General features: G+C 36.6%; 27 protein-coding genes. 19 read left to right on the top strand and 8 right to left on the bottom strand.

Going from position 1 to position 25,388, the window contains the following annotated elements; genetic code table 11:
• Window positions 1-21 precede the first annotated feature (21 nt).
• The 3 genes from HMPREF9071_RS10715 to rplS all read right to left on the bottom strand — a co-directional run bounded on the left by HMPREF9071_RS10715 (window position 22) and on the right by rplS (window position 2,210).
• A complete protein-coding gene (locus HMPREF9071_RS10715; RefSeq protein ID WP_009746669.1) occupies window positions 22-627 on the bottom strand; it encodes a superoxide dismutase in 606 nt (201 codons plus the stop codon).
• Between the two features lie 78 nt (window positions 628-705).
• Window positions 706-1,773, bottom strand: a complete 1,068-nt coding sequence (locus HMPREF9071_RS10710) for a beta-ketoacyl synthase N-terminal-like domain-containing protein (protein ID WP_009746668.1) — start codon at window positions 1,771-1,773, stop codon at window positions 706-708.
• 86 nt (window positions 1,774-1,859) lie between these two features.
• Entirely contained in the window at window positions 1,860-2,210 is a 351-nt protein-coding gene (gene rplS / locus HMPREF9071_RS10705) for a 50S ribosomal protein L19 (protein ID WP_009746667.1), read from the bottom strand.
• A gap of 239 nt (window positions 2,211-2,449) precedes the next feature.
• Between rplS and HMPREF9071_RS10700 the strand changes: the two genes are divergently transcribed.
• Genes HMPREF9071_RS10700 through HMPREF9071_RS10690 form a run of 3 tightly spaced genes read left to right on the top strand, consistent with a single transcriptional unit; the run spans window position 2,450 to window position 5,759 of the window.
• Entirely contained in the window at window positions 2,450-3,763 is a 1,314-nt protein-coding gene (locus HMPREF9071_RS10700) for a TolC family protein (protein ID WP_009746666.1), read from the top strand.
• 16 nt (window positions 3,764-3,779) lie between these two features.
• The gene (locus tag HMPREF9071_RS10695; protein WP_009746665.1) at window positions 3,780-5,006 is read left to right on the top strand and encodes an efflux RND transporter periplasmic adaptor subunit; all 1,227 of its coding nucleotides are present in this window, start codon (window positions 3,780-3,782) and stop codon (window positions 5,004-5,006) included.
• 6 nt (window positions 5,007-5,012) lie between these two features.
• Window positions 5,013-5,759 (top strand): ABC transporter ATP-binding protein, encoded by a 747-nt coding sequence (locus HMPREF9071_RS10690; RefSeq protein ID WP_009746664.1) that lies wholly within the window; start codon window positions 5,013-5,015, stop codon window positions 5,757-5,759.
• A gap of 84 nt (window positions 5,760-5,843) precedes the next feature.
• Here the strand turns inward: HMPREF9071_RS10690 and HMPREF9071_RS10685 are convergent, their stop codons facing one another.
• From HMPREF9071_RS10685 to HMPREF9071_RS10670, 4 genes are read right to left on the bottom strand one after another with little or no spacing between them, the layout of a single operon-like run.
• Window positions 5,844-6,320, bottom strand: coding sequence for an S-ribosylhomocysteine lyase (locus tag HMPREF9071_RS10685; RefSeq protein WP_009746663.1), 477 nt, complete (start codon window positions 6,318-6,320; stop codon window positions 5,844-5,846).
• 32 nt (window positions 6,321-6,352) lie between these two features.
• The gene (gene crcB, locus HMPREF9071_RS10680) at window positions 6,353-6,727 is read right to left on the bottom strand and encodes a fluoride efflux transporter CrcB (RefSeq protein ID WP_009746662.1); all 375 of its coding nucleotides are present in this window, start codon (window positions 6,725-6,727) and stop codon (window positions 6,353-6,355) included.
• A 12-nt stretch (window positions 6,728-6,739) separates the two neighbouring features.
• Entirely contained in the window at window positions 6,740-8,131 is a 1,392-nt protein-coding gene (locus tag HMPREF9071_RS10675; protein ID WP_009746661.1) for a NupC/NupG family nucleoside CNT transporter, read from the bottom strand.
• 11 nt (window positions 8,132-8,142) lie between these two features.
• The gene (locus HMPREF9071_RS10670; RefSeq protein ID WP_040358591.1) at window positions 8,143-8,685 is read right to left on the bottom strand and encodes a bifunctional nuclease domain-containing protein; all 543 of its coding nucleotides are present in this window, start codon (window positions 8,683-8,685) and stop codon (window positions 8,143-8,145) included.
• Window positions 8,686-8,895: 210 nt separating this feature from the next.
• On the opposite strand from HMPREF9071_RS10670, the gene HMPREF9071_RS10665 reads away from it, so the two are divergent.
• From HMPREF9071_RS10665 to alaS, 3 genes are all read left to right on the top strand, one after another.
• Window positions 8,896-9,819, top strand: coding sequence for an SPFH domain-containing protein (locus HMPREF9071_RS10665; RefSeq protein WP_040358110.1), 924 nt, complete (start codon window positions 8,896-8,898; stop codon window positions 9,817-9,819).
• Window positions 9,820-9,946: 127 nt separating this feature from the next.
• On the top strand, window positions 9,947-10,726 hold the full coding sequence (gene murI, locus HMPREF9071_RS10660) for a glutamate racemase (protein ID WP_009746658.1): 780 nt from the start codon (window positions 9,947-9,949) through the stop codon (window positions 10,724-10,726).
• 176 nt (window positions 10,727-10,902) lie between these two features.
• A complete protein-coding gene (alaS, locus tag HMPREF9071_RS10655) occupies window positions 10,903-13,536 on the top strand; it encodes an alanine--tRNA ligase (RefSeq protein WP_009746657.1) in 2,634 nt (877 codons plus the stop codon).
• A 42-nt stretch (window positions 13,537-13,578) separates the two neighbouring features.
• Here alaS and HMPREF9071_RS10650 read toward each other — a convergent pair whose 3' ends face one another.
• Complete coding sequence (locus tag HMPREF9071_RS10650; protein ID WP_040358109.1) at window positions 13,579-15,024, bottom strand: hypothetical protein; 1,446 nt, start codon at window positions 15,022-15,024, stop codon at window positions 13,579-13,581.
• 103 nt (window positions 15,025-15,127) lie between these two features.
• Between HMPREF9071_RS10650 and HMPREF9071_RS10645 the strand changes: the two genes are divergently transcribed.
• The 13 genes from HMPREF9071_RS10645 to HMPREF9071_RS10585 all read left to right on the top strand — a co-directional run bounded on the left by HMPREF9071_RS10645 (window position 15,128) and on the right by HMPREF9071_RS10585 (window position 25,337).
• On the top strand, window positions 15,128-15,373 hold the full coding sequence (locus HMPREF9071_RS10645) for a FeoA family protein (RefSeq protein ID WP_009746655.1): 246 nt from the start codon (window positions 15,128-15,130) through the stop codon (window positions 15,371-15,373).
• Window positions 15,366-17,477 carry a ferrous iron transport protein B gene (gene feoB / locus HMPREF9071_RS10640; protein WP_009746654.1) on the top strand — a complete coding sequence of 704 codons (2,112 nt, stop codon included), beginning with the start codon at window positions 15,366-15,368 and terminating at the stop codon, window positions 17,475-17,477. Before HMPREF9071_RS10645 ends, feoB begins: the two co-directional genes overlap by 8 nt.
• 59 nt (window positions 17,478-17,536) lie before the next feature.
• On the top strand, window positions 17,537-18,103 hold the full coding sequence (locus tag HMPREF9071_RS10635) for a LemA family protein (protein ID WP_009746653.1): 567 nt from the start codon (window positions 17,537-17,539) through the stop codon (window positions 18,101-18,103).
• 122 nt (window positions 18,104-18,225) lie between these two features.
• Complete coding sequence (locus tag HMPREF9071_RS10630) at window positions 18,226-18,597, top strand: EthD domain-containing protein (RefSeq protein WP_009746652.1); 372 nt, start codon at window positions 18,226-18,228, stop codon at window positions 18,595-18,597.
• Between the two features lie 5 nt (window positions 18,598-18,602).
• Complete coding sequence (locus HMPREF9071_RS10625) at window positions 18,603-19,355, top strand: hypothetical protein (RefSeq protein WP_009746651.1); 753 nt, start codon at window positions 18,603-18,605, stop codon at window positions 19,353-19,355.
• A gap of 62 nt (window positions 19,356-19,417) precedes the next feature.
• Window positions 19,418-20,344 carry a DUF3829 domain-containing protein gene (locus HMPREF9071_RS10620; RefSeq protein WP_009746650.1) on the top strand — a complete coding sequence of 309 codons (927 nt, stop codon included), beginning with the start codon at window positions 19,418-19,420 and terminating at the stop codon, window positions 20,342-20,344.
• Window positions 20,345-20,423: 79 nt separating this feature from the next.
• Window positions 20,424-21,338 carry a M48 family metallopeptidase gene (locus HMPREF9071_RS10615; protein ID WP_009746649.1) on the top strand — a complete coding sequence of 305 codons (915 nt, stop codon included), beginning with the start codon at window positions 20,424-20,426 and terminating at the stop codon, window positions 21,336-21,338.
• A 63-nt stretch (window positions 21,339-21,401) separates the two neighbouring features.
• Window positions 21,402-21,836 carry an acyl carrier protein gene (locus tag HMPREF9071_RS10610; RefSeq protein ID WP_009746648.1) on the top strand — a complete coding sequence of 145 codons (435 nt, stop codon included), beginning with the start codon at window positions 21,402-21,404 and terminating at the stop codon, window positions 21,834-21,836.
• A complete protein-coding gene (locus HMPREF9071_RS10605; protein WP_009746647.1) occupies window positions 21,837-22,238 on the top strand; it encodes a hypothetical protein in 402 nt (133 codons plus the stop codon).
• Window positions 22,235-22,981, top strand: a complete 747-nt coding sequence (locus tag HMPREF9071_RS10600) for an ABC transporter ATP-binding protein (protein WP_009746646.1) — start codon at window positions 22,235-22,237, stop codon at window positions 22,979-22,981. The genes HMPREF9071_RS10605 and HMPREF9071_RS10600 overlap by 4 nt, the downstream gene beginning before the upstream one ends.
• Window positions 22,974-24,248 carry an ABC transporter permease gene (locus HMPREF9071_RS10595; RefSeq protein ID WP_009746645.1) on the top strand — a complete coding sequence of 425 codons (1,275 nt, stop codon included), beginning with the start codon at window positions 22,974-22,976 and terminating at the stop codon, window positions 24,246-24,248. Before HMPREF9071_RS10600 ends, HMPREF9071_RS10595 begins: the two co-directional genes overlap by 8 nt.
• Entirely contained in the window at window positions 24,223-24,672 is a 450-nt protein-coding gene (locus HMPREF9071_RS10590) for a thioesterase family protein (RefSeq protein ID WP_009746644.1), read from the top strand. Before HMPREF9071_RS10595 ends, HMPREF9071_RS10590 begins: the two co-directional genes overlap by 26 nt.
• The gene (locus tag HMPREF9071_RS10585; protein ID WP_009746643.1) at window positions 24,642-25,337 is read left to right on the top strand and encodes a response regulator transcription factor; all 696 of its coding nucleotides are present in this window, start codon (window positions 24,642-24,644) and stop codon (window positions 25,335-25,337) included. The genes HMPREF9071_RS10590 and HMPREF9071_RS10585 overlap by 31 nt, the downstream gene beginning before the upstream one ends.
• The last annotated feature ends 51 nt before the right edge of the window (window positions 25,338-25,388 follow it).

Below are 25,388 nucleotides of genomic sequence, written 5' to 3'. Positions count from 1 at the left end.
GAGATCTTATCTACAAAAGGTTTATTTATTTTTGTGATATAACTCACTTACTTTATTCCAATTGATAACATTGAAGAATGCTTCAATATAGTCTGCTCGACGATTTTGATAGTTTAGGTAATAAGCATGTTCCCATACGTCTATTCCTAATATAGGAGAGCCACATTGTATATGAGGCATTAAGGGGTTGTCCTGATTGGCAGTAGCACATACCTCTATTTTCCCTCCTTTGTGTACAGTAAGCCATGCCCATCCTGATCCAAATTGGGTAGCAGCAGCTTTTGAAAAGATCTCTTTAAAAGCTTTAAAAGAACCAAATGCTTTATCAATAGCCTCAGAGAGCTCCTTTGAAGGAGTCATCCCCTTATTAGGAGTTAAGATCTCCCAAAAAAGATTATGATTGTAATAACCTCCGCCATTATTACGAACTGCTTTGTTTTCCGGGTCTAAATTAAGGAGGATATCTTCAATACTTTTTCCTTCTAACTCAGTTCCTGTAATGGCATTATTTAGGTTATCTGTATAGGCTTTGTGGTGCTTGGTGTAGTGAATTTCCATAGTACGTGCATCTATATAAGGCTCAAGAGCATTATATGCATAAGGAAGTTCAGGTAGATTAAATGACATATTTTTATTTTTTAGTAATAAAGTACAAAGATATAAAAAATGATTAATATAAAAAACTATTTTGTATAAATAGAATTGTTATTTTTTTCTTAATAATATTAAACTGTGTTCTTTCCCTAAGTATTGGTTATAGAGTAAGATATACTGGATGGGAGCATTTACCTCCTTTTGGGTAAGTATGTTCAAGGATTGAGGTACGGTGCCTTTCTTGAGAGCATTACAAGCAATCCATAATCCAATAGCAGAAGCCGTAAGAAACTCTCCTGTTAGATGTTTGTAGATAAGTATAGGAATAGAGGAAAATAAATTTTCAAAGGCTTTGAAATAAGGAATATCATCTTTGTTGTCATTTCTTCCAGAGATAACCATTGAAATATCATTAATAGTAATTCCTTGCTGATGTAGAAAATGGTTAATGAAAGTAGGAATTTCATTGATATCCATTCTGTTAAGGAAAGATACCTCTATAAGTTCCGCAAATGTACTCTCATTACAATAATTAGAAAGAGCAAAGAAGGTTGCCCCTTCCCCCAAACGAACCCCTTGAGTTTTTGGTGATAAAATGGATTGAGGGAGACTTCCTTTATCTTTTATGATGTTTGCTAATTCATATAAATAGAGGGTATGAGGGCTGTGTTCATCTACTCCTCCTACCAAAACATTTTTCAGTAAATTCTGCTCCATTTGCATCTTAGCCTCCAGTAAGGCGCTTTCAAAAGAGACTGCCCCATTTACGTATGTGAAATTCATTCCTTTGCATTGCATATTCAGTGCAATTTGCCCTGCAACTGTATTATGAGTGGATTGTATGAATGCTGTAGGAGTAAGGTGTTGTTCCTGATTGTCTAAAATACCTCGTAAGAATTTCTCAGAGTCCTGTACGCATCCCATCCCCGTTCCTACTAATATAGCTTCGGGAGAGGAGATTTGTGCTTGCTTTAGTGCATGAATTCCCGCTACAATTCCCATTTTTACTCCTTTAGCCATTCTTCGGATAGATGCCGGTGGAATATACTCCTTATAAGCAGGTTCTATAGCATAGAGTATATTATTCTCCTTGTTTTCAATAGAATAAGAGGGGAACTCCTCCGTAAAAGAGGGCTGTACGGAGATACAGGAGGCTCCATTAATAAAAGTTTTGCTCATGATAGGTCTATCAATTGAAAATGAATAGAAATTATAAAAAAAGGCTGTCAATTGACAACCTTTTTGTTATGATCACGTTTAAAAGACTATTTTCTTATTTCTTTGATACGTGCTTTCTTACCACGTAATTCTCGATAATAGAAGATACGTGCACGGCGTACCTTTCCGTATTTGTTAACTTCAATTTTCTGAATAGCAGGCATATTAATAGGGAAGATACGTTCTACACCTACTTCACCTGACATCTTACGGATGGTAAATGTTTCTGTTGCACCTGTACCTTTTCGTTGGATAACGACTCCCTTGAAGAACTGAATACGGGATTTTTCTCCTTCTTTGATTTCATAATACACTGTAATAGTGTCTCCGGTGGAGAAATCAGGAAAATCTTTCTTTGTAATGAGATTGTCTTGTACGTACTTTAATAAAGACTCCATAAAAGTATAAAAATTATTAAATTAACCCTAAGCAACATATACGTCCTTCGCCAGAGGTTACTTAGCGGGTGCAAAGATACTCCTTTTTTTTTATCTGACAAATTTTTATCTAAAAATATTTTGATAAAGAAAGGTATAAAAAATTTATATAATTGCTATATAATTCCCGAAAAATTATTACTTTTGTAGTTCAAATGAGCACCTAAATATTCTGTTAGGTACTCCAAATGTAATAAAAGATGAAAATGAAATATAAAACTATCTTTATTGCCCTTTTGTCTCTTCCTATATGGGCTCAAGAAAAAACATGGTCTCTTACTGATTGTATTAACTATGCGATTACTAATAATATTTCAGTAAAGAAAACACAACTTAACCAACAGATAGCTTCCGTTAATCATCATCAGGCAAGAAGTAATCGCTTGCCTAATGTAGGAGCTAATGCTTCAGCAAATGTAAACAATGGATCTGTGATTAATCAGATAACGAATGATAGGGTGAACCAAACTACCTTCACTAATAGTTTTGGCATAAGTGCTTCAGTTTCTCTCTATGAAGGGAATAGATTGAACCTACAAATACAGCGTACACAGTTGGTGTTGGAACAGAATGAATTATATGTAAAAGAAGCTCAAAATAATATAGTACTGAGTGTGTTAGAAGCTTATCTGCAAGCGCTTTTTAAGTATGAGAATATTACAGTTGCCAAGAATACGGCTCTTTCCTCTCAGGAAGAACTTGCACAGGCAAGGAAGCGTTTTGAAAATGGGGCTATAGCTAAGATTGATCTTATTGAAATAGAAACACAAAACGCCAATAATCAATACAATATTATACAAGCTCAAAACCAATATGAAACTCAGGTACTTGCTCTCAAGCAACTTTTAGAACTCCCTGTAGGGACAGATTTCAGAATTCAAATTATTCAGAAGGAGGAAGTTAATGAGCCTATTGAAAACAAAGAAGTCATTTTCCAGCAAGCCTTACAACAACTTCCTAATACAAAAATATATGAAAAACAGAAAGAAATAGCGCAGAAGGATATTCAGATAGCCAAATCAGGCTTTCTACCTACTCTGTCTCTTAGTGCAGGTGTAAATACAGGATATTCCAATCGTGCGGAAGTGAATTATAGAACACAGTTAGATAATAATTTTGGACAAACGGTGGGACTCTCACTCAATGTACCTATTTTTTCTCGTTACAAAAATAGAGATAATGTTACTTTAGCTAAAATTTCTGAATCACAAGCTGAACTTGAACGTAGACAAGCTGAAAAAGACCTCTATACCAAGATAGAAACAGCTTGGCATAATGCTACCACACATCAGGCACAGGAAGTTGCTTCTAAAACAGCGCGTGATAATGCTAAGTTAGCTTATGAACTTGCTATGAAAAAACATGAATTTGGTAATCTTACCAATACAGAACTCTTGGTCAGTAGGAATACCTATCTTAATGCGGAGCAGACCTATTTGCAGAATAAATACATGGTAATACTTTACCAACAATTGTTGAATTTCTATCAAGGGAAGAATATTGATGTTCATTAAAAAATAAGATAAAAGAATGAAAAAGATATTAAGAAATAGTATTTTTACTCTATTGTTAATTGTTATAGGATATGGGGTATATTACTTTTTCTTTAAGGAAAAGCCGGCTATTATAGTTTTGCAGAAGCAAAAGGTAGAAAAAGGAGATGTAACCACAGAAGTAACTGCTACGGGAAGTGTGCAACCTGTGGATGAAATAGAGGTGGGTACACAGGTTTCTGGATTGGTGAGTAAGATATATGTGGATTACAACAGCCAAGTGAAAAAGGGAGAACTTTTAGCAGAGTTGGACAAAACCAATCTGCAAGAGAATGTGATTAATGCACAAGCCAATTATAATGCTTCTCTTAATGAGGTTACTTATTACCAGCAAAATTATGATCGCAAAAAAAGCATGTATGAGAATCAGATTATTAGTAAGGCAGATTTCGAGCAAGCTTATTATCAACTTCATAATGCTAAGGCTGCAGTTACCCAAAGGCTTACTATTCTGAACCAAGCTAAAACGAATCTTGGGTATGCCAATATCTATGCTCCTATTGATGGAGTAATCCTTAGTAGGGAGGTAGAAGTAGGACAAACGGTGGCTGCTACGATGAGTGCACCAACCCTCTTTAAAATTGCTAAAGATATTAAGAAAATGCAGGTAGAAGCCAATGTGGATGAGGCAGATATAGGTCAAGTGAAGTTAGGACAAAGGGTAACCTTCACTGTGGATGCCTATCCTTTGGAAGAGTTTCAAGGAAAGGTCTCTCAAGTACGGCTTTCTCCCACAACTACCTCTAATGTGGTTACCTATACCGTTATTGTAGATGCTGAGAATCCTGAAGAAAAACTAAAACCAGGACTTACTGCGACCATTATCATCTATACGAATGAGTTAAAAGATGTTACAACACTTAATAACAGGGCAATTAATTTCTCTCCAGATCTTTCACTCTTAGCAAAGTATTATCTGCAGAAAGGAATAAAAGCACAAATGCCTAAGGTTGAGATAGGCAAGGGAAAGAATAAGTATGTATGGGTTGAAAATTCTGATGGTACGCTCTCTCAGAAGCCAATTGTCATAGGAAGTAATGATGGTATTAATGTAGAGGTAATGAAAGGAATCACTGTAGGAGAGGAGGTAGTAACGTCTCTTAATAGTATCAATCCGTCAGCAAAAACAGCAGATGATCAGCAAAATGGAGGTAGTCCTTTTATGCCTCGTTTCCGTAGAAGGCAGAATACTAAGGCAAAATAGAAACTTATGAAGAAGTCAATTATTGAAATAAGGGATATGAAGCGAGAATTTAAAATGGGAAGTGAAGTCCTAAAGGTTCTCAAGGGGATCAACTTAAGTATCTATGAAGGGGAATTTGTAACTATTATGGGTCCCAGTGGTTCTGGAAAATCTACTTTACTGAATATATTAGGCTGTTTGGATAGGCCTTCTTCAGGAGATTATCTTTTAGATGGTATTTCTGTAAAAAATATGACAAAAAATGAATTGGCAAATGTGCGTAATACCAAAATAGGATTTATCTTTCAGGCATATAATCTTTTGGCAAGAACTTCTGCTATAGAAAATGTAGAACTACCCTTAATGTACAATTCTAAAATTTCGGCAAAAGAGCGTAGAGAGCGTGCTATAGAGGCATTGAAAAGGGTCGGTTTGGAATCCCGTTTGCATCACATGCCCAGTGAACTTTCAGGTGGGCAACAGCAACGAGTAGCCATTGCACGCTCTTTAGTGAATGACCCTGTAATCCTCTTGGCAGATGAAGCTACAGGAAACTTGGATACACGTACCTCTTATGAAGTTATGGAATTATTCCAAGAACTCAATGACAGGGGAAGTACTATAGGATTTGTTACGCATGAGGATGATATTGCACATTTTAGTAAGCGCACAGTAGTACTTAAGGATGGTAATATTATTAATGATAAGCCTATAGAGAATCGTTTCGATGCGAAAGAAGAACTTAGAAAAATAAATAGTACAGTCCAGGAGTAGTGAATTACAAGGAAAAGTTTTTGAATATTAAAGCCCTCCATAAAAGCAATAAAACTTTTTGGAGGGCATTCTATTTTAATAAGATTAGGATGGATAATTTAAGTTTTCTTCGGTTAGGTGATAGAGTACTTCTTCCAGATACTTTTTAGCCTCATATTTTGCCATAGGAAGATTATTATTATAATAATTTCCACATTCTATGGCTGAGGCTCCAGGAATATCTCCTTCAAAATTGGCTATATATTCAAACAAATGAGTGATAAGGGGAGCAATTTCTTTGGAAGTATAATCACCAGCCAAAATAAGGTAATTCCCAGTCATGCATCCCATAGGTCCCCAATAGATAATTTTATCCTTCCAATCGCTGTTACGGAGCCATGTAGCCGCCAAATGTTCCATAGTATGTATCTCTGCCCCTCCTAATACAGGTTCTCGGTAGGGGGCTTTCATACGAATATCAAAAGAAGTAATCACTTCATTACCTACAACATCTCTACGAGAGAGATAAATTCCTCTTTGTAATTTAAGGTGATTTACACAAAAACTAGCTATTCTTTCCATTTATTAGTTAATTTTATTTGAATTAGTAATATCTATAAATATGTTTTCCCTATATAAGTTCCTCCTATGAGAGATAAAAAGCCTATAAGAATACTTAATACAATATACAAAAGAAGTTGTATATAGTTCCCTTGTTGCCATAAATGCACATTCTCAGCCGAAAAGGTGGAAAAAGTAGTGAACCCTCCACAGAATCCAGTAATGAATAAGTATTTGGTTAGGGAATTTTCTCTGATAAGAGAAATTCCTACTCCTATAAGTAGGCAGCCTAGTATGTTTATAGTAAAAGTCGCCCACGGGAAAGGTCTTATCCCTACCCATCGCATAATAACATTATTAGTCATGTAGCGAAGCATACTTCCCAGTCCTCCACCTATGAATACAAGGAGAATTTTTGATAAGGACATCTTTGATGATTTTTAACCTAGGATCATTCCTGCAATGGTGGCGGACATAAGGGAAGCAAGTGTTCCTCCTAATACAGCCTTAATTCCAAATTCGGAAAGAGTTTTACGCTGACCAGGTGCAAGAGAACCAATACCTCCTATTTGTATCCCGATGGAGGCAAAATTAGCAAATCCACATAGGAGATAAGTTGCCATGATTATTGATTTGTGATACATAAAATGCATAGGGGCAGTAGGATCCTTTAGTACTGCTAATTGGGTATACCCTACAAATTCTGAAGCAGCAAGTTTGATTCCTAAGAGTTGTCCTACCAGCATCATATCCTCCTTAGCAACTCCGATGAGCCACATAATAGGAGAGAAAATAGAACCCAAAATCATTTCCAAAGAAAGCTTATCATAAGGGAGGAAATTACTGTCAGCAATAATAGGGTTTAAGAAGGTAACATCGCCCACCCAACCAAGGAAGTAGTTTACCATAGCAATCAGGGCAACAAATACTAAAAGCATAGCTCCCACATTGGCTGCAAGTTTTAGTCCTTCTGTAGTTCCTGTACTAATTACATCAAGGATATTGCTGCCATATTTTTCATTAGAGGTTGTATATTGAGTAGGAATAGCTTCTTCCTGAGGATATAATATTTTTGAGACAACTACGGCTCCTGGGGCAGCCATAACAGAGGCGGCTAAAAGGTGTTTAGCAAATTCTAATTTTAGGACTTCATCACTACCTCCTAAGAAATTGATGTAAGAAGCCAGTACGCCCCCAGCTACTGTTGCCATACCACCGACCATTACCAAGAGAATCTCGCTTTTGGTCATTTTTTCTAAGTAGGATTTTATCATAAGAGGAGCTTCTGTTTGTCCTAAGAAAATATTTCCTGTAACGGAAAGGCTTTCTGCTCCGGATATTTTCAGAGATTTACTCAGTACCCATGCTAACGCTCGGGTAAATACCTGAATAATACCATAATAGAAAAGAATAGAGGTAAGAGCAGAGAAGAAAATAATGGTAGGGAGTATCTGAAAGACAAAGATATATCCAATTCCGTTTATGTCCATTAGATTACCGAAGAGGAAATCACTACCTGCTTTAGTGAAGTCCAGAATGAGGAGAAAGAACTTTCCAGCGAGTTCAAATACACGTCTTACCCATTCTACTCTCAGTACACCGAAGGCTAAGAGTAGTTGTATAAGAAGTCCTACGCCGACAGTTTTCCAAGCAATGGCTTTGCGATTATGACTAAAAAGGAAGGCAATCATAAGAAGTACACACATTCCTAAAGCACCTCTTAATATACTTTCTATAGATATTCCTTCACTAGGAATAATAGTGGTTTGTTGGGACTGTGAATAGCCTGTTATAGAGAATAACAACGCTATAAAAGTATAGATAAGTCTCATAGATATTTGTATTATATTTTTTTCCTTCTATTAAGTTCGTCTTGTATTTCACCAGCCAATTCATAATCTTCTTGTTCAATAGCCTCATTCATTAGTTTTTCTAATTCTCCTGTAAGATAGCGTTTTAGATTATTTTTTGGAAGAGTACGTTCATTGGAATAAGTTTCTTTCTCCTCTGGCGTATCAGGTTCTTTAGGAAGAGAGCCATATTTTTCAATAAGTGATGTAGCAACAAAGAGAGGGATTCTGGAGCGGATTACAATTGCCATAGCGTCGCCAACACGGATAGGGAAAGAGAAAGTTTCTCCTGCTTTTTCGCAGATAATTTGCCCATAGAATATTCCCTCACGAAAGTTGGTGATTTGTGCTTGTACAATATGCATATCATTAGCTTTCATGATATCTAATATGACATCATGTATTAGTGGGACAAGGGTAGGAAGGCGCAAAGTTCCATGTTGGATAGTATAGGCTTCTAATTCTCCAATAATAATGGGTAACTGGCGTGCTCCATCTGTTTCTTTTAAGAGAAGAGCATAATTATTATGGGACATATTACCCAGTGATTTTATGTACATTTGTGTCCATTCCATAAATCTGTATAATAGAGTGCAAAATTAGGTAAATTTATTTATTTTTGCAACCTTTATTCAAAGGATTTTTAATGATATTAATTTTTCTTTAAGGATAAAAATAATAAAAAGAAAATATTGTTTTTGTTTTTAGAAAGTTGTATCTTTGCCCCAATTAAAATATTATTAGTTATGAGTTATACCTACATAATTTTAGGCTTAGTTTTTCTGTTTGTTTTCTTTTCTTTATTCTTTACAGTAAGGCAACAAACAGCAGTCTCTATTGAGCGTTTTGGAAAATTTCAGAGTATTCGTCACTCAGGTTTGCAATTAAAAATTCCCGTTATTGATAAGATTGCTGCCCGTATTAGTCTTAAAATTCAGCAATTAGATGTAATTGTAGAAACTAAGACTTTGGATGATGTATTTGTGAAAATCAAAGTTTCTGTACAGTTCGTTGTTATTAAGGACAAGGTGTATGATGCTATTTATAAATTAGAGTATCCGCATGATCAGATTACCAGTTATGTCTTTGATGTGGTACGTGCAGAGGTACCTAAAATGAAGTTAGATGATGTTTTTGTAAAAAAAGATGATATTGCTATTGCTGTGAAGCGAGAGGTACAGGAATCCATGGAAACTTATGGATATGATATTATTAAAACTTTAGTTACTGATATTGACCCCGATGCACAGGTGAAAGCGGCTATGAATCGTATCAATGCAGCAGAACGTGAAAAGGTGGCTGCTCAATATGAAGGAGATGCGCAACGTATCCTTATCGTAGAGAAAGCTAAAGCAGAGGCCGAAAGTAAGCGTTTGCAAGGACAAGGAATTGCTGACCAACGTAGGGAGATTGCACGAGGTTTAGTGGAAAGTGTTGATGTGCTTAACAAGGTGGGTATTAGTTCTCAGGAAGCATCTGCTCTTATTGTAGTTACTCAGCACTATGATACCCTTCAATCCGTAGGACAGGATGCCAAGAGCAATTTGATATTGTTGCCTAATTCACCTCAAGCAGGTGCTGAAATGCTTAGTAATATGATTGCTTCCTTTGCTGCCTCTAACCAAATAGGGGAGATTGTACGTAAAGAAAATGCTAAAAAGGATAAATAAGAAAAGTTTTTCTCATTATTATTATGATAAGGGGTGTGCTATTGGCATACCCCTTGTTGTCTAAACCAATTTTTTACAAAAGTAAATGATAATTATCTTTGTACTTTTGCCTGTTAATTGATAACTTATGAATACCCCAATTGGATTATTTGATTCGGGAGTAGGAGGAACCACTATCTGGCGTACTTTAGTGCGTTTGCTCCCTTATGAGGATACCCTATTTTTAGCCGATAGTATCCATGCTCCTTATGGAGAGAAGACCTCTGAGGAGATTATAGCTCTTTGTGAAAAGAATACAGAATATTTGCTTGAACATAATAGTAAGCTCATTATAGTTGCCTGTAATACAGCTACCACTAATGCTATTAGTCATCTTAGAGCTAAGTATAAAGTACCTTTTATAGGAATAGAACCTGCTATAAAGCCAGCGGGGCTTTATAGTCAAACTAAGACCATTGGTGTATTGGCGACACAGAGCACCCTTCGTAGTGCATTCTTTGCTCGTACCTGTCAGCAATTGTTTGATAAGGGTATCCATGTAATAAAGCAAGAAGGAGTGGGCTTAGTACCTCTTATTGAAGAGGGTAGAATCAATACTCCTGAAATGATAGAACTTTTAGAGAAATACCTTCAACCTATGATAGAACAAAATATGGACTATCTTGTCTTAGGCTGTACTCATTATCCTTACCTTACCTCACTTATCTCAGAAATCCTACCCGAAAAAGTTCGTATCATGGACTCAGCAGAAGCGGTAGCTAAGCAAACTCAACGTATACTTTCTCAAAATCAGTTACTTACAGAGAATAAGGCTACTCCATCACATCTTTGGTTGACCAATAAAAATGTGGAAATCCTCCAATCCTTTGCTCCAACGGGAGTACAAGTCCATTATGAAAACTTTTAAAGGATAGTCAAGCATATTCCTCTTATAAATGATCAGTGAATCTCAAGGATAGGAGTTTAACAAGGTAGGAAAATATATAAGAAAAACCACAAATTTAATGTATGAGCAATAATTGGCAATTGATATTTATTTTGTATCTTTGCCCGATTTTTATTTAAGGTATAATATTTTAGTATATGACCTCACAAGAGATAAGACAACAATTTTTAAAATTTTTTGAAAGTAAGGGACATGTTATTGTGCCTTCTGCTCCTATGGTTATCAAGAATGATCCTACACTGATGTTCACCAATGCGGGGATGAATCAGTTCAAGGAGTATTTCCTTGGTAATGCTAAACCTAAGCAAAAAAGAGTTGTAGATACCCAAAAGTGTCTTCGTGTATCAGGAAAGCATAATGATTTGGAGGAAGTAGGCAGGGACACTTACCATCACACTATGTTTGAAATGCTTGGTAATTGGTCATTTGGTGACTACTTTAAGAGAGAAGCTATTAGTTGGGCATGGGAGCTCTTGACAGAAGTCTATAGAATTCCTAAGGAAAACCTTTATGTAACTGTTTTTGAGGGAAGTCCTGAGGAGGGAGTTCCTCTTGATCAAGAGGCTTATGATATTTGGAAAGAACGTATTGCAGAGGATCATATCCTTTTAGGAAATAAAAAAGATAATTTCTGGGAAATGGGAGATCAGGGTCCGTGTGGGCCTTGTTCAGAGATACATGTGGATATCCGTTCTGAGGAGGAGAAAGCTGAAATACCTGGACGTGATTTGGTTAATCGTGATCATCCGCAGGTGATTGAAATTTGGAATAATGTATTCATGGAGTTCAATCGTAAAGCAGACGGTTCTTTAGAAAAGCTCCCTGCGCATAATGTGGATACAGGAATGGGTTTTGAAAGGCTTTGTATGGTCTTACAGAAGAAACAATCTAACTATGATACAGATGTTTTCACGCCCCTTATCCATAAAGTAGAAGAAATAACTAAAAGCAAATATAGTAATGGTACAAATGTAACCCCAGAGCAAGAGGAGATAAATGTAGCTATCCGTGTAGTTTCTGACCATATTAGGGCGGTAGCCTTTGCTATTGCCGATGGTCAATTGCCCTCCAATAATGGAGCAGGCTATGTAATTCGTCGCATCCTTAGAAGGGCTATCCGCTATGGTTTTACTTTCTTAGGACAGAAAGAACCCTTTATCTATAAATTAGTAGAAACCCTTTCCAAACAAATGGGAAGTACCTTTCCTGAATTAGAAAAACAACAATTCCTTATTATGAGTGTTATTAAGGAGGAGGAAGCCTCTTTCTTGCGTACTTTGGAGCAAGGCTTATTGATGTTGGATGTAATGATACAAAATAATCCAGATAAGCAACTTTCAGGTAGTAAGGCTTTTGAGCTCTATGATACTTATGGTTTTCCTAAGGATCTGACAGCATTGATTCTTTCAGAAAAAGGAATGACTTTGGATGAAAGAGGTTTTGAAGAGAACTTACAGAAACAAAAGGAACGTTCTCGTGCGGCTGCTCAAGTAAAAGCAGATGATTGGGTAATACTCCGTGATGATGAAGAGGAAGAATTTATTGGGTATGATACTTTAAAAGCTATCGTGCGCCTTGTGAAATATCGTAAAGTAGAAAGCCAAAAAGACGGTACACTCTATCAATTAGTCTTTAATACAACACCTTTTTATCCAGAAGGAGGAGGACAAGTAGGAGATAAAGGGACTTTGCAGGCAGCCAATGGCGAACTTATCTATATTTTGGATACTAAGAAAGAAAACAACTTAATTATTCATATCGCAGAGCATCTTCCAGAGAATCTTAATGATCCATTTCAAGCAGAAGTAGCCTCTCTGTCACGTACTTTGGCAGAGGCAAATCACAGTGCCACTCACTTACTTCATCAAGCTCTACGTGAAGTATTGGGTACCCATGTAGAACAAAAAGGCTCTCATGTGGCTCCTGAATCCTTACGCTTTGATTTTTCTCATTTTGCTAAACTTACTCAGGAGGAGCTTAGGAAGGTAGAGCGATTGGTGAACAAGCGTATCTTTGAGAAAATCCCTCTTGAAGAGCATCGTAATATACCTATTAGGCAAGCAATAGAGTCAGGCGCTATGGCTCTTTTTGGAGAAAAATATGGAGACCATGTGCGTATGATTCAGTTTGGGGAGAGTAAGGAACTCTGTGGAGGAACTCATGTAAAGAATACGGGAGATATATGGTTCTTCAAGATCATTTCAGAGGGAGCTGTAGCGGCTGGAATCCGTCGTATTGAGGCTATTACCAGTGCAGGAGCACTCAAGTATTTTGCCGATCAGGAGGCTCTCTTGGAAGGGATCAAGGCATCGCTTAAGAATCCTCAAGAGCCTATCAAATCGATTATAAATTTACAAGAAGAAAATGCACAATTGCATAAGGAAATAGAACAACTTAAGCGAGAACAAGCCAAACAATTGAAAGAAGGGTTGAAGAAAGAATTTATCCCTATAAATGGGATACAATGCCTTACCAAGCAATTGAATTTGGATTTGGCTACTCTTAAGGATTTGGCTTTTATGTTAGGAGAAGAAGTCAAAGATGCCTTTATACTCTTTGGAACTGTCCAAGAAGGAGGAAAAGCAATGCTATTGTGTTATATTAATAAAGAACTTACTAAGAGTAAAAGTTTGGATGCAGGCAAGATTGTACGTGAGCTTGGCAAATATATTCATGGAGGTGGTGGAGGTCAACCTTTCTTTGCTACTGCAGGAGGTAAAAAACCTGAAGGTATTATTGAAGCTTTAGAAAAAGTGAAATTTTTATTATAATATAAGGCGAGCTACTCTAAAGCAGCTCGCCTTATTTGATAGTTATATCTGAGGATAATCATACTCAGTCGGGTGTTTTTCCTTAACATAACGATCTACATCTAAAAGGATACCTAAAACGATCGGGATATTATTCTCCTTATATCTACGTGCCCAAAAAGAATAAGCCCAACGAATTTCATCTGTTCCTATATTACTATTGAGTAAGTCTCGGTCAATTTCTGTAACATCATAGTTTCTGTATACAGCTCTAAGTAACTTAACCTGAGCCTTTAGAAATTCTTCTTCTGTAATACGACCATCGATTCTTTCTTCTACATAGGAGATCTGCATGACTCTATCTATATCTTCATACAGTGCAGGGGTGTTGTTCAGGTAATATATCTTAAGAAGAAATCTCGCTCTTGAGGAATAACGTATTAGCTGATTGAGCTTCATGTGATCCAAAATAATATTTTTGAAGAAATGCCAAAAGCAACTAAGTACATAAGAGTCTGTTCCTAAGTAATTAACAAAATCACGGAGTGCTTGGTTCTTTTCATCTATTTTCTTTTGACCTGTAGGTTTTATAGTAGGTGTAATATCCTCTAAGAAGAATATGTTTTGGTAGTCAGAGAGTATTTTTTTCATAAAATCACTGTTGAATTTCTCAAAATTCCACTTGTAATACTCCCCAGGCTTGTCAAAGGTGAGATAATCTTCGCTCTTTGCCTTAAAATCAAAAGGATTATAGGTGAGATATGTATTATTCTCCTCTGAATAGACAATATCATCCTCCTCGTATAGGACATCTGAGTAAGGATCTTCTTCTTCAGATTCTTCTTCTTCATAGTGGTAATAAGAGGTTTCCTCTGGATAGTCCTGATTCGAATAGGTGTACTGATCCAAGTCCTTTTCATCTCCTTGCCCATAGGCATAGATACTTACAGCCGAAACAAAAACGAGGGCGATACCGTAAATATTCAAAGTGATTCCTCCCAGTAGCCGCATACCTCGTCGCCAAAGCCATCTTCCTATAAGAAATACAGGAAGACATCCCATAAGGGTAAATAAGAATATAGAAAGGGATGCATCTTTTTCTATTTCGAAAGAAAAATGATGAAAAATATATATGATAAGGTAGCTAATAAACAATACAGCTATGAAGATACCCTCTGTAAGTAGCAAATCAGCCATCCAAGGTATAGGAGTGAGTGATTTTTTCTTTATATAATACCAGATAATGCCAATAATAATTCCTACTACCATCGAAAAGAATAAGAAAAGACACATAGAGTGCAAGAGTAGGAGGAAAGAACTTGCATACTGGCTATTGTCTGTCAGTAAGTAGAAAGGGGAAAGTAACATCTCGGTGAGCTCACTTGCAGGACTTCCTCCATTTATATAGAGGTGATTATCAATCATATCTGTCATAAAGATAAGTAACCCTACCAATAACAAGAAGCAGATTTGCACCAATACTATTGAGCGTAATAGATAGTTTTTCATGCTTTTGAATACTTGTTAAAATTCATGACAAAAGTAAATAAAATTTTTTATACTTAGGAAAAAAATAGTATCTTTGCTTCTTTAAATTAAGTATAAATAAAATATGACGCTTACAGTTAATAAAATGAAGCGTGGAGAGAAGTACCTTATTAAAGAGGTGAATACAGAGATGCTTCCCATTAAATTATTAGAACTGGGGTGCCTACCTGGTAATGAAATAAAACTTGTAGAGATTGCTCCCTTAGGAGACCCTTTTTATTTGATTATTAATGATATTCATCTGGCTATCCGTAAGGAAATGGGGCAATATATTGAGATAGAACCATGTAAATCCACTACAAATGAGTAAGAATCAAATCAAAGTAGCCCTCATAGGAAATCCTAATGTAGGAAAGACCTCTATTTTTAATCTTCTTACGGGAATGAACCAGCATGTAGGGAATTATCCTGGAGTTACTGTGGATAAGAAGGTAGGTTTCTGTAAGCTTTCCCAGACACTCCATGCTCGTGTATATGACTTGCCAGGTACTTATAGTACCAATCCTAACTCCATGGATGAGAAGGTAGCTATTAGTTGTTTGTTGGACAGAGATGACATTGAATTCCCGGATGTAGTAGTGGTGGTGGCTGATGTGGAGAACCTTAAGCAAAACTTATATCTCTTCACTCAAATAAAGGACTTCAAGATTCCCACGATATTGGCTATTAATATGGCAGATAGGATGAAATCTCGTGGAATTACTATTGATATTCCGGCGCTTGAATCACAACTTCACACGCGAATTGCCCTTATAAGTACCCGACAAAAGACAGGGATAGAGACCCTTAAGAACCTTATTATCAATTATAGAAAGCTCCCTTTAGAGCCAATATTAGATATTAACCGCATTGATCCTACTTTCTTCCGATTCTTGAAAGAAAAGTTTCCTAATGAGGAATTGGGTAAGCTCTGGATGGTTATTTCTCAGAATTTTGAAATGGTAGGTAACTTACGTAAAGTAGAAATTCAGAAAGAGAACATAAAAACAGAGGCAGAGATTAAGCGCATGCAACAGCGGGAAACGATTCTTCGCTATCAGGTGATTAATAATGCTTTGAAGGATACTTATAAGGTAACAGCAGTAGGAACTCGTGCTCTATTGGACAAGATACTCTTACATAAGGTATGGGGTTATCTTATTTTTATGGTAATATTACTACTTATTTTTCAAGTAATTTTTTATGTAAGTGAATATCCTAAAGGGTGGATAGAGAATGCTTTGGCATGGGTAGGTGAATGGATATCCGAGGTATTACCAGAGGGATCCCTTACCTCTCTTTTGGTGGATGGAGTTATACCTGGGCTTACAGCAGTAGTCTCCTTTGTTCCTCAAATAGCTTTACTTTTTTTCTTTATCTCCTTATTGGAAGAGAGTGGTTATATGAGCAGGGTTGTCTTCCTAATGGATAGGATTATGCGTCCTTTTGGGATTAATGGGAAGAGTACAATTCCACTGATTTCAGGTGCTGCGTGTGCTATTCCTGCAGTGATGGCTACTCGTACTATTGAAAGTTGGAAGGAGCGGCTTATTGTTATTTTGGTAACTCCTTTTATTACCTGTTCAGCAAGGCTTCCTATATACTTGATTATGATAAAATTAGTTATTCCAGAAGGGAATTATTTTTTCTTTGATAATCAGGCTGTAGCTCTCTTTCTTCTCTATATGTTGGGGGTATTTATGGCTATTTTTTCAGCGTGGCTTCTGAGCAAATTCTTAGTATTAAAGAATTCTTTCAAGTCTCATTTTATCATAGAAATGCCTACCTACAAACTGCCTCTGATACGTAATGTGTTACTAACTGTGTATGAGAAATCAAAAGCTTTTGTAGTTAATGCAGGGAAGATTATCTTTTTTATAACGGTACTCATTTGGTTTCTACAGACTCATGGAATTACTCAAAAGTATCGTAATGCTGAGGCATATACAGAAAAACTTGCATTACAAAATGGCTGGGATGAAGATGAAAAGGAACATTATTTGTTGGGTTATCGTACTGAGAATTCTTTATTAGGAAATATGGGTAAGTGGGTAGAGCCTGTTTTTCGTCCTTTAGGCTATGATTGGAAGATTAGTATTGCTGTATTAGGTTCTTTTGCTGCACGGGAAACATTTGTAAGTACTTTGGCTACTATTTATAGTTTAGGAGAGGTGGATGTGGAAGAAGGAGAAGCCCAGCAGCGTACAGTCATTACGCGACTGCAACAGGAAAAGCGTCCTGATGGTACACCAATGTTCAATCTTGCTACAGGAGTTTCTATTCTGTTATTTTTTGCCTCTGCTATGCAATGTATCAGCACTTTTTCTATTGTGCGCAAGGAAACCAATAGTTGGAAATGGGCAATCATTCAATGGCTTTTTATGACAGGCTTTGCTTATCTTTCTGCATTTGCAGCCTATCAAATTCTTAGTTAAGAATAGGAATATCCATTTATTTTAATTATTTTTGCCCCAAATTTAATTGTTTTTATATTATGACAGGATTTATTATTACCCTTGCAATTATAGTAATTGTAGTGTTTTGGTACATCAGTGCCAATAACAAATTAGTAGCTTTGGCAAATAATCGTGAGAATGCTTTTGCCGATATAGATGTACAGCTCAAACAGCGCCATGATCTTATTCCACAACTTGTAGCGGCGGTAAAAGGTTATATGAATCATGAATCAGAGGTGCTTACCAAAATCACTCAAGCGCGCAGTCATGCTTTGGCTGCCACAAGTATCAATGATAAGATAGCTGCTGAAAAGGAACTCTCCTCCGCTATGGGAGCCTTCAATATACAGGTAGAGGCTTATCCTGAACTTAAAGCAAATACCAATTTTATGCATTTGCAAGAAGAAATAGCCGATATTGAAAACAAATTGGCATCAGTGCGACGTTATTTTAATTCTACTACTAAGGAGCTCAATACCGCTATCCAATCCATCCCTACCAATATTGTAGCTGGATTTAAAAAAATGACTCCTCAACCTTTCTTTGACTTAGGAAAAGAAGATCGTAAACAGTTGGATAAGGCACCGGAAATCTCATTCAGCTGATAAGAAAGAATAGCAAATAATACAGAGGGTTATTCTTTTACCAAATAATAAAAATTATGAGTCTTTCCTCTTAAAAGGGGAAAGAGTAGAATATTATACAATAATTGGTAAATTAAAGAATAATGTTTAAGATTATAATGTTTGTTCGTAAGAAGGCTTCTCTTACAACAGAGGAATTTGTAAAGCTATGGGAAGCACATTCTCAAAAAGTCATAGGTTATAAGGAGGCATTACTCATAAAAGATTATGCAAAAACATTTCCCTTTCAGCCCGTGGATGAGAAATCATCTACTCAGCGTGAAACGCTTCCTTTTACTTTTGATGCTATGGGAGAGTTATGGTATGAAAGCAAAGATGATTTTATCAAAGCACGCAATACTCCTGAAGGACAAAAAGCCTTAGCAGATCTTCGTAAAGATGAATTGAAATTCGTAGATATGGCAGCTTCCGTGATGTGGCTTGGCTTTGAAGAAAGAATATTTGATAAAAACTAATAGCTATGAATGGAGAAGTGGCACAACTCTGTAACATTGTAATTGCTGCCAAAAAAGCATTACAAACAAAAACTACTATAGATTATCTGTGTGAGGAATATGTAAAGAACCTTACATTTGTATTTTCAGAAGGGGATTTTTATAGTGCTAAAAGTGTGAGTGATTGGTATACTCATTGTCTTGAAAAAGGGCTACAAGATGTGAAATATGCAACCCCTACTACAGTGAAGGATAGAGGGATATTAGGTTTTTCCAATACAAGTGGAAGTAGTATAGTTTGTTTCTTTACCGGTGATGTGGTGAGTTATTTTACCCCTGAGTGGGCGTATAAAAATGATGGCTGGGATATTCTCTATACAGAGAGGTTGTGGAAGAATGCTCCGAAGGGGGAGCCTTTGTTTTCCGATAATACTAAGGATTTTAAAAAAGTATTGCAAGAAATAGCTGCTTTTGCCGATAAGATAGGCTTTCAAGGGTTTGCCAATATTTTCACTAAAGCTTTTGATATATTAGAAGGAACAGGAGTGAATGATACTTATTATGCTCAATATTTGAAAAATATTCCTATGCCTGAGTCAAATGTTCGTCTTTTTTGTGCTGCAGAGATTGCTGATGTATTTGGAGCAATGGGCTCATGGAATGATAGCCCTTCTTATGAAGCATATGAAAGAGGTTTGGAAAAACAATATGATATGCTTTCTGGGCAATTGCTTACACAAATACGCTTGGCACTACTTTTCGCAGTTAATCAGTGGTAACATCAAAAAAAATATGTATCTTTGCAGAAGAATAAATATATTTTAATTTAATAAAAAGAGATATGAAAAAAATTATTTTAACTTTGGTTCTTGCAGGAGCTCTCTTAGCAGGGTGTAACTCTAACTCCAAGGGTAAGAATCCTTTTGATTCCATAAGTGGACAGAATCAAGCTAATGAAGTAATAGGATTCTATAATGATGCTTTAGAGTTCTATAAGAGAAATAGTTCCTATACGGATGATGTTGTAGACTATGTGGATGAAGCACAAGAGTTTCTTCAAAAGAAAGCAAGCGGAGGAGTTGCCATTAAGCCTATCAGACCTATGAAGATGATTACGGTTTCTGCGAAGGATAACCTAAAAGTGCCTGATGGATTTGGAGATAAAAAGGAAATTATAGAAAAAGCTTTTGAAGCTCTCAAGACACACTCCGATAAAATAGGAGCTTCTGCAGTAGAAATTAACTCTTATTTGGAGGCAGAGGATTATAAGGATGATCAAGGAAAAAAACTACAAGATCTCAAAAAAACAATACAAGAAGAAGCAACTGCTTTCTATGATAGTCATGATACCCTTTTTGATGCAATGAGGGCTATTGTGGATCAAGCAGAGGAAAGTATCCTTAAAGACCATCCTCTTAAGGACAATATCCTTGCAACGAAGAAACTTCTTACCCAAGAAGGGGATCTCTTAGATGAAGTTCTCCGACAAGGAGAAGCAAATACCTTTGATGAAGCTAAGTTGCAAACTCTCTACAAGAATATAGAAGATCTATTGGATAAAAATCGAAAGATAGAGGTAAAGAGTAAAACTCCTTCTGATAAAACAAATTATGAGGATATTCACAAAGCTACAGAAAAGTTCTTAGGAGCAGCACGTAAGCTTATCCGTAATGGAAAAGAAAATAAAACTATTAGTGAAAGAGATTATAATGACCTCTCAGATGAATATAAAGACGTTATTAGTGCTTATAATTCATTTGTGAACTAATAATTATTCAAAGAAGTTTGTTTTAAGTCCTCTTTATAGCAAGAGAAAAGAACTTAGGAGGTACTTTTGTTCTGTGATTATGCAATATCTTGGAATACAACAACAAATAACAAGGAACAACACCAAGTCTATCTTGTTCCTATTAGCATTTCCCCTGCTTATTTTAGCAGGGGTATATGTAGTATTGTATGTATTCTCTGATCAAGATATAGAACAAGCTAATAGTCAGTTTGTTTCAGTAATTCCCCCTGTACTCATTGGGGTTACTGTGTGGTTTTTTATCTCCTACTTTTTCCATACTCAGATGATACAGATGGCAACTCAATCCGAGCCCTTAGAACGTCGGGAGAATATGCGGGTATATAACCTAACGGAGAACCTTTGTATGTCGGTAGGAATGACTATGCCTAAACTTTATATTATAGAAAGTGATGCACTAAATGCTTTTGCTTCAGGAATTAATGAGAAGACTTTTTCAGTTACGCTTACGCGCGGGATTATTAATACTCTGAATGATGAGGAATTGGAAGGGGTCATTGCCCACGAACTTACTCATATCCGTAACCGTGATGTCCGCTTGCTTATTGTTACCATTGTATTTGTGGGAATCTTTGCAACTATTGCTGATTTAGCCTTTCGGATGCTACTTAATGGGCAATATTCTTCACGCAATCGGAAAAATACTAAAGGAGGAGGTGGTATACTTCTTATTCTTTTGGTGGCAGGAGCCGTCTATTTCTTGTCTATTCTTTTCAAACTTGCTCTTTCTCGCAGTCGTGAATATATGGCGGATGCCGGAGCCGTAGAGATAACACACAATTCCTTGGCACTGGCTAATGCACTGAGGAAAATATCAGGACACTCTACTATTAAAGGGATTAAGAATGATGAGGTTAAGGAGCTTTTTATTGATTATAAGGCACAAGGTTTCTTTTCTCTTTTTGCTACCCATCCTCCTATTGAAAAACGCATTAAGATATTAGAACAATATTGAAAAGTGAACTTATAAAACTCTCTGGACAAGTAAAAAACTGAATTTTCCAAACTCATAACTATAATGAATATCTCTATTCATAAGTATTTGCCTCATCGTCCGCCTATGCAATTGGTAGATACCATTATACATATCAATGACACAAGTGTTACTACAGAGTTTTTAATCAGGAAAGATTGTATTTTTACTCAAAAAGGTTTCTTTATGGAGGTAGGGCTTATTGAGAATATGGCACAAACATGTTCGGCTATAGTAGGACAATTTTTTTTTGAAAAGGGGGAAGCTACTAAAAATATCATAGGCTATATTAGTGCCATAAAGAAAGTAGAGATCTATTCCTTACCCGAAGTGTTACAGTCTGTTCTTACAGAGGCAGAGCTTCTCTCAAGGATTGATGGTCAAGGTTATAGTATTTGTTCTATGGATTGTCATGCTTGCTCTAAGGGGATACTATTGGCACAAGCACAGATGAATTTGTTTATCAAAGAACTTAATTAAATGAAAGAGAGTGAAGTTCCTCAGGATAAAGGAGCCTTAGGAGAACTTAAGGAAGTTTATTATGTAACGGATACTCAGGGTAATTATACTACGGCTCTTAGTGAAGGTTGGGAGGTTAAGAATATTGCCCTGCAAGCCTCTATAGGACTATTGGAGGAACAAATGCAAGAGGTGAAAAAGCAGGTGCAAGAAGGAAAGTTAAGCCCTATTGTATATTATATGATAGAAGCTCGTATGGATTGGTCTACCTTAGCAAGTTATATGAATAAATGGCAATGGATTGTAAAGAGACATGCTAAGCCAAAAGTGTTTAAGAGATTGACAGAAAAAACACTACAGAAATATGCTGAAATTTTTGGTACTTCTGTAGAGGAATTAAAGAATTTTCCTGAGAAGTCATGAAGGAGGTGATAAAAGTAACAAGCCTTTATAAAAAATATAAGGAATCAGAAAGTTTTGCATTAAAAAATATCTCCTTTTCAGTACATAAAGGAGAAATTTTTGGTATTTTAGGGACTAATGGAGCGGGAAAAACTACATTAATGTCTATACTGATGGGGAGTATTAAGCCAACAGCAGGAAGTTTTACTATATGTGATTTGTCTTTTTCCAAGCAAGCTCATAGAATTCGTTACAGAATAGGAGTAGTTCCCCAGGAATATGCACTTTATCCTACCCTTACGGCAAGGGAAAATCTTCTTTATTTTGCAAGTCTATATGGGCTTAAGGGAAAGGACTTACATGAGAAGGTAGTACAAGCACTTACTCGTGTAGAACTCTTGGAGGTAGCCGATAAGAGAATTAAATATTTCTCTGGAGGAATGAAACGCCGTATTAACCTAATTGCGGGGATCCTCCATACCCCTGAAGTACTTTTCTTGGATGAACCTACAGTAGGCGTGGATGTAATGTCAAAAAATATTATTCTTCAGTACTTGAAGGAACTCAATGGACAAGGTATGTCCATCCTATATACCTCTCATCACATGCAAGAGGCGCAAGAATTCTGTCATAGAGTAGCTATTCTCCACAAGGGAGAAATACTTTGTGAGGATACTCCTCAGGGGCTTATTGCTCAGAAGAAAGCCCTAAATTTGGAAGAGGTATTTATTCATTTCACCAGTCAAGAACCCTCTTATGTATAAGTTTATTACTTCTGTTTACAAGGAAACCCTCCTTATCTGTAGGGATTTGGGCGGGCTTATTATTCTGTTCGTGATGCCCTTAGCATTGGTTATTACGGTAACCTTTCTGCAGGACGGTGCCTTTCGTAATATTACTGAGCAGAAAACGGCTATCCTTCTGGTAGATAATGATCATGGAGAAGTAGCCGAGCATATACGCATGGGAATTGAAGGGAGTCTTTTCTTTTCGGTTTCTACAGGGGTGAATATCAAAGACCTTGATGAAGAGAAAGCTAAGCAGATGGTGCGTCAAGGTGATTTTCTTATGGCTATTGTGTTGCCCGAGCATCTCTCAGAGGATTTGCAAGATGAAGTACAGCAAAAAGTAAACAGAATTCTTAGTGCTTTCATGGAAGAGGAGATTCCTCAAGAACAGCTAAAAGATTTTGAAACTAAGGAAATACGGCTCTACTTTGATCCTACATTGCCGCTTTCTTTTAAGGAAACGATCAAGACCCATATAGATAAAATGATGTATCAGGTAGAGAATCTCTTTATCTATATTGCCTTTGAGAAGGAACTGGGAGAAGATAAACAATTGCCTTTCCCTACAGGAAAAAAATTGATTACCTTCACTGAGATAAATCCAACACCCACGAAAAAAATTCCTAATTCAGTACAGCACAATGTGCCGGCATGGGCGCTCTTTGCCATCTTTTTTATTACAATTCCTCTTTCTGCTAATATTGTAAGAGAGAGAACACAAGGAACGAATATACGCCTAATTACCTCTCCGCTCCCTTATGGACGATTACTTATGGCAAAGATTCTGGTTTTCTCAGCTATAGGTTTACTACAGTTTATTCTAATGGTTTTGATGGGTTTATATATTTTCCCGATGTTAGGGCTTCCTGCTTTGGATATTAGTGGACGTATATTGAGCTTGTTTGTAGTAGCAATCGCTTCCAGTATGGCAGCCATTGGCTTGGGAGTCCTTTTAGGAACTCTTTGTCAGACACAGGAACAATCTGCCCCTTTAGGAGCTACTCTTACAGTGATTTTAGCGGCTATTGGAGGGGTGTGGATTCCTGTATTTGCCATGCCTTCTTTTATGCAGGCAATCTCTAGGCTCTCTCCTATGAATTGGGGTTTACAGGCTTTCTATGAAATTCTTCTAAGGGAAGGTACGCTTGCCTCTGTACTTTTAAAGGTAGCGCTTCTTTGTTTGTTTTTTATTCTTTGTATGGTAATTTCTATAGTATATGACAAGGCAAAAAGAAATCTATAAGTCCACTTCCTTGAAAGAAAGTGTACAGATACGAGTACGCTTTAGTGAAACAGATCCTTTGGGGATTGTATGGCATGGTAATTACATTAAATACTTTGAAGAAGGGCGAGAGGCTTTTGGCAGAAAGTATAGCATTTCTTATCTGGAGATAAAGCAATATGGCTTCGCAACCCCTGTTGTAAAGAGTATATGTGAACACAGAAAAAGAGTACGCTATGGAGAACTCCTTGAGATAGAGACCCTTTATATGGATACTCCTGCTGCTAAATTAGTCTTCCACTATTTTATCTATAATGAACAAAGAGAATTAGTTTGTACAGGGGAAACAGTGCAGGTATTTACCTCATTGAAGGATGGAATGCTCTCTCTGTATAATCCTGAATTTTATACACAATGGAAAGAGAAACATTTATTACGCTTTTAATAGTAGATAGTGATACCCAGTGGTTGAGGTCTGTAGCTCCTGTTTTACAACAGGCAGGTTTTGAAGTGCTTACAGCTACAGGAGGGGCACAGGCATTGCGCATAATTAAGCGAACGACTCCTGAACTAATATTGCTTAATATCTTTCTTCCTGATACTGATGGAGTGGAGATATGTGAGCGATTGCGCCAAATGAAGCTACCTGTGCGTCCTATTATTGTCCTACTGGCAGAGGAAAATCAGGAATATGCACTCTTAGCAGGCTTTGATGCTGGAGCGGATGATTTTGTGTATAAGAATATCAAAATCAAACTTCTACTCAGTAAGCTCAACGCTTTAACTAAGCTTACGCTCCTTAACCCATCTTATACAGAAGGGATGATATTGGGAACTTATACCCTTAATACGGATGCTTATAGCCTTTTTCAAGAAGGAAAAGAAATACTTCTCTCTAAAAAAGAATATGAACTCCTATTCTTACTTATGAGTGTTCCTAATAAGGTGTTCACCCGAGAGGAAATAGCTACCCTTGTTTGGAGAGATAAAGATCTCTCTAAGAGTCGTACTATAGATATTCATATTGCCAGAATACGAGAGAAAATAGGGAAAGAGTATATAAAATCCGTTAAAGGGGTAGGGTATAAATTAGTGCAAAATAAAAAGTGAAGAATGAAATTTTTCACTCTTCACTTATCTCTTTCTACAACTTCTTCTTCC

Origin of the sequence: Capnocytophaga sp. oral taxon 338 str. F0234 (assembly GCF_000192225.1) — a bacterium.
In the GTDB taxonomy this organism is placed as follows: domain Bacteria; phylum Bacteroidota; class Bacteroidia; order Flavobacteriales; family Flavobacteriaceae; genus Capnocytophaga.
Note: the sequence above shows the minus strand (reverse complement) of the source record. Positions and strands in the feature narration are given on the sequence as shown.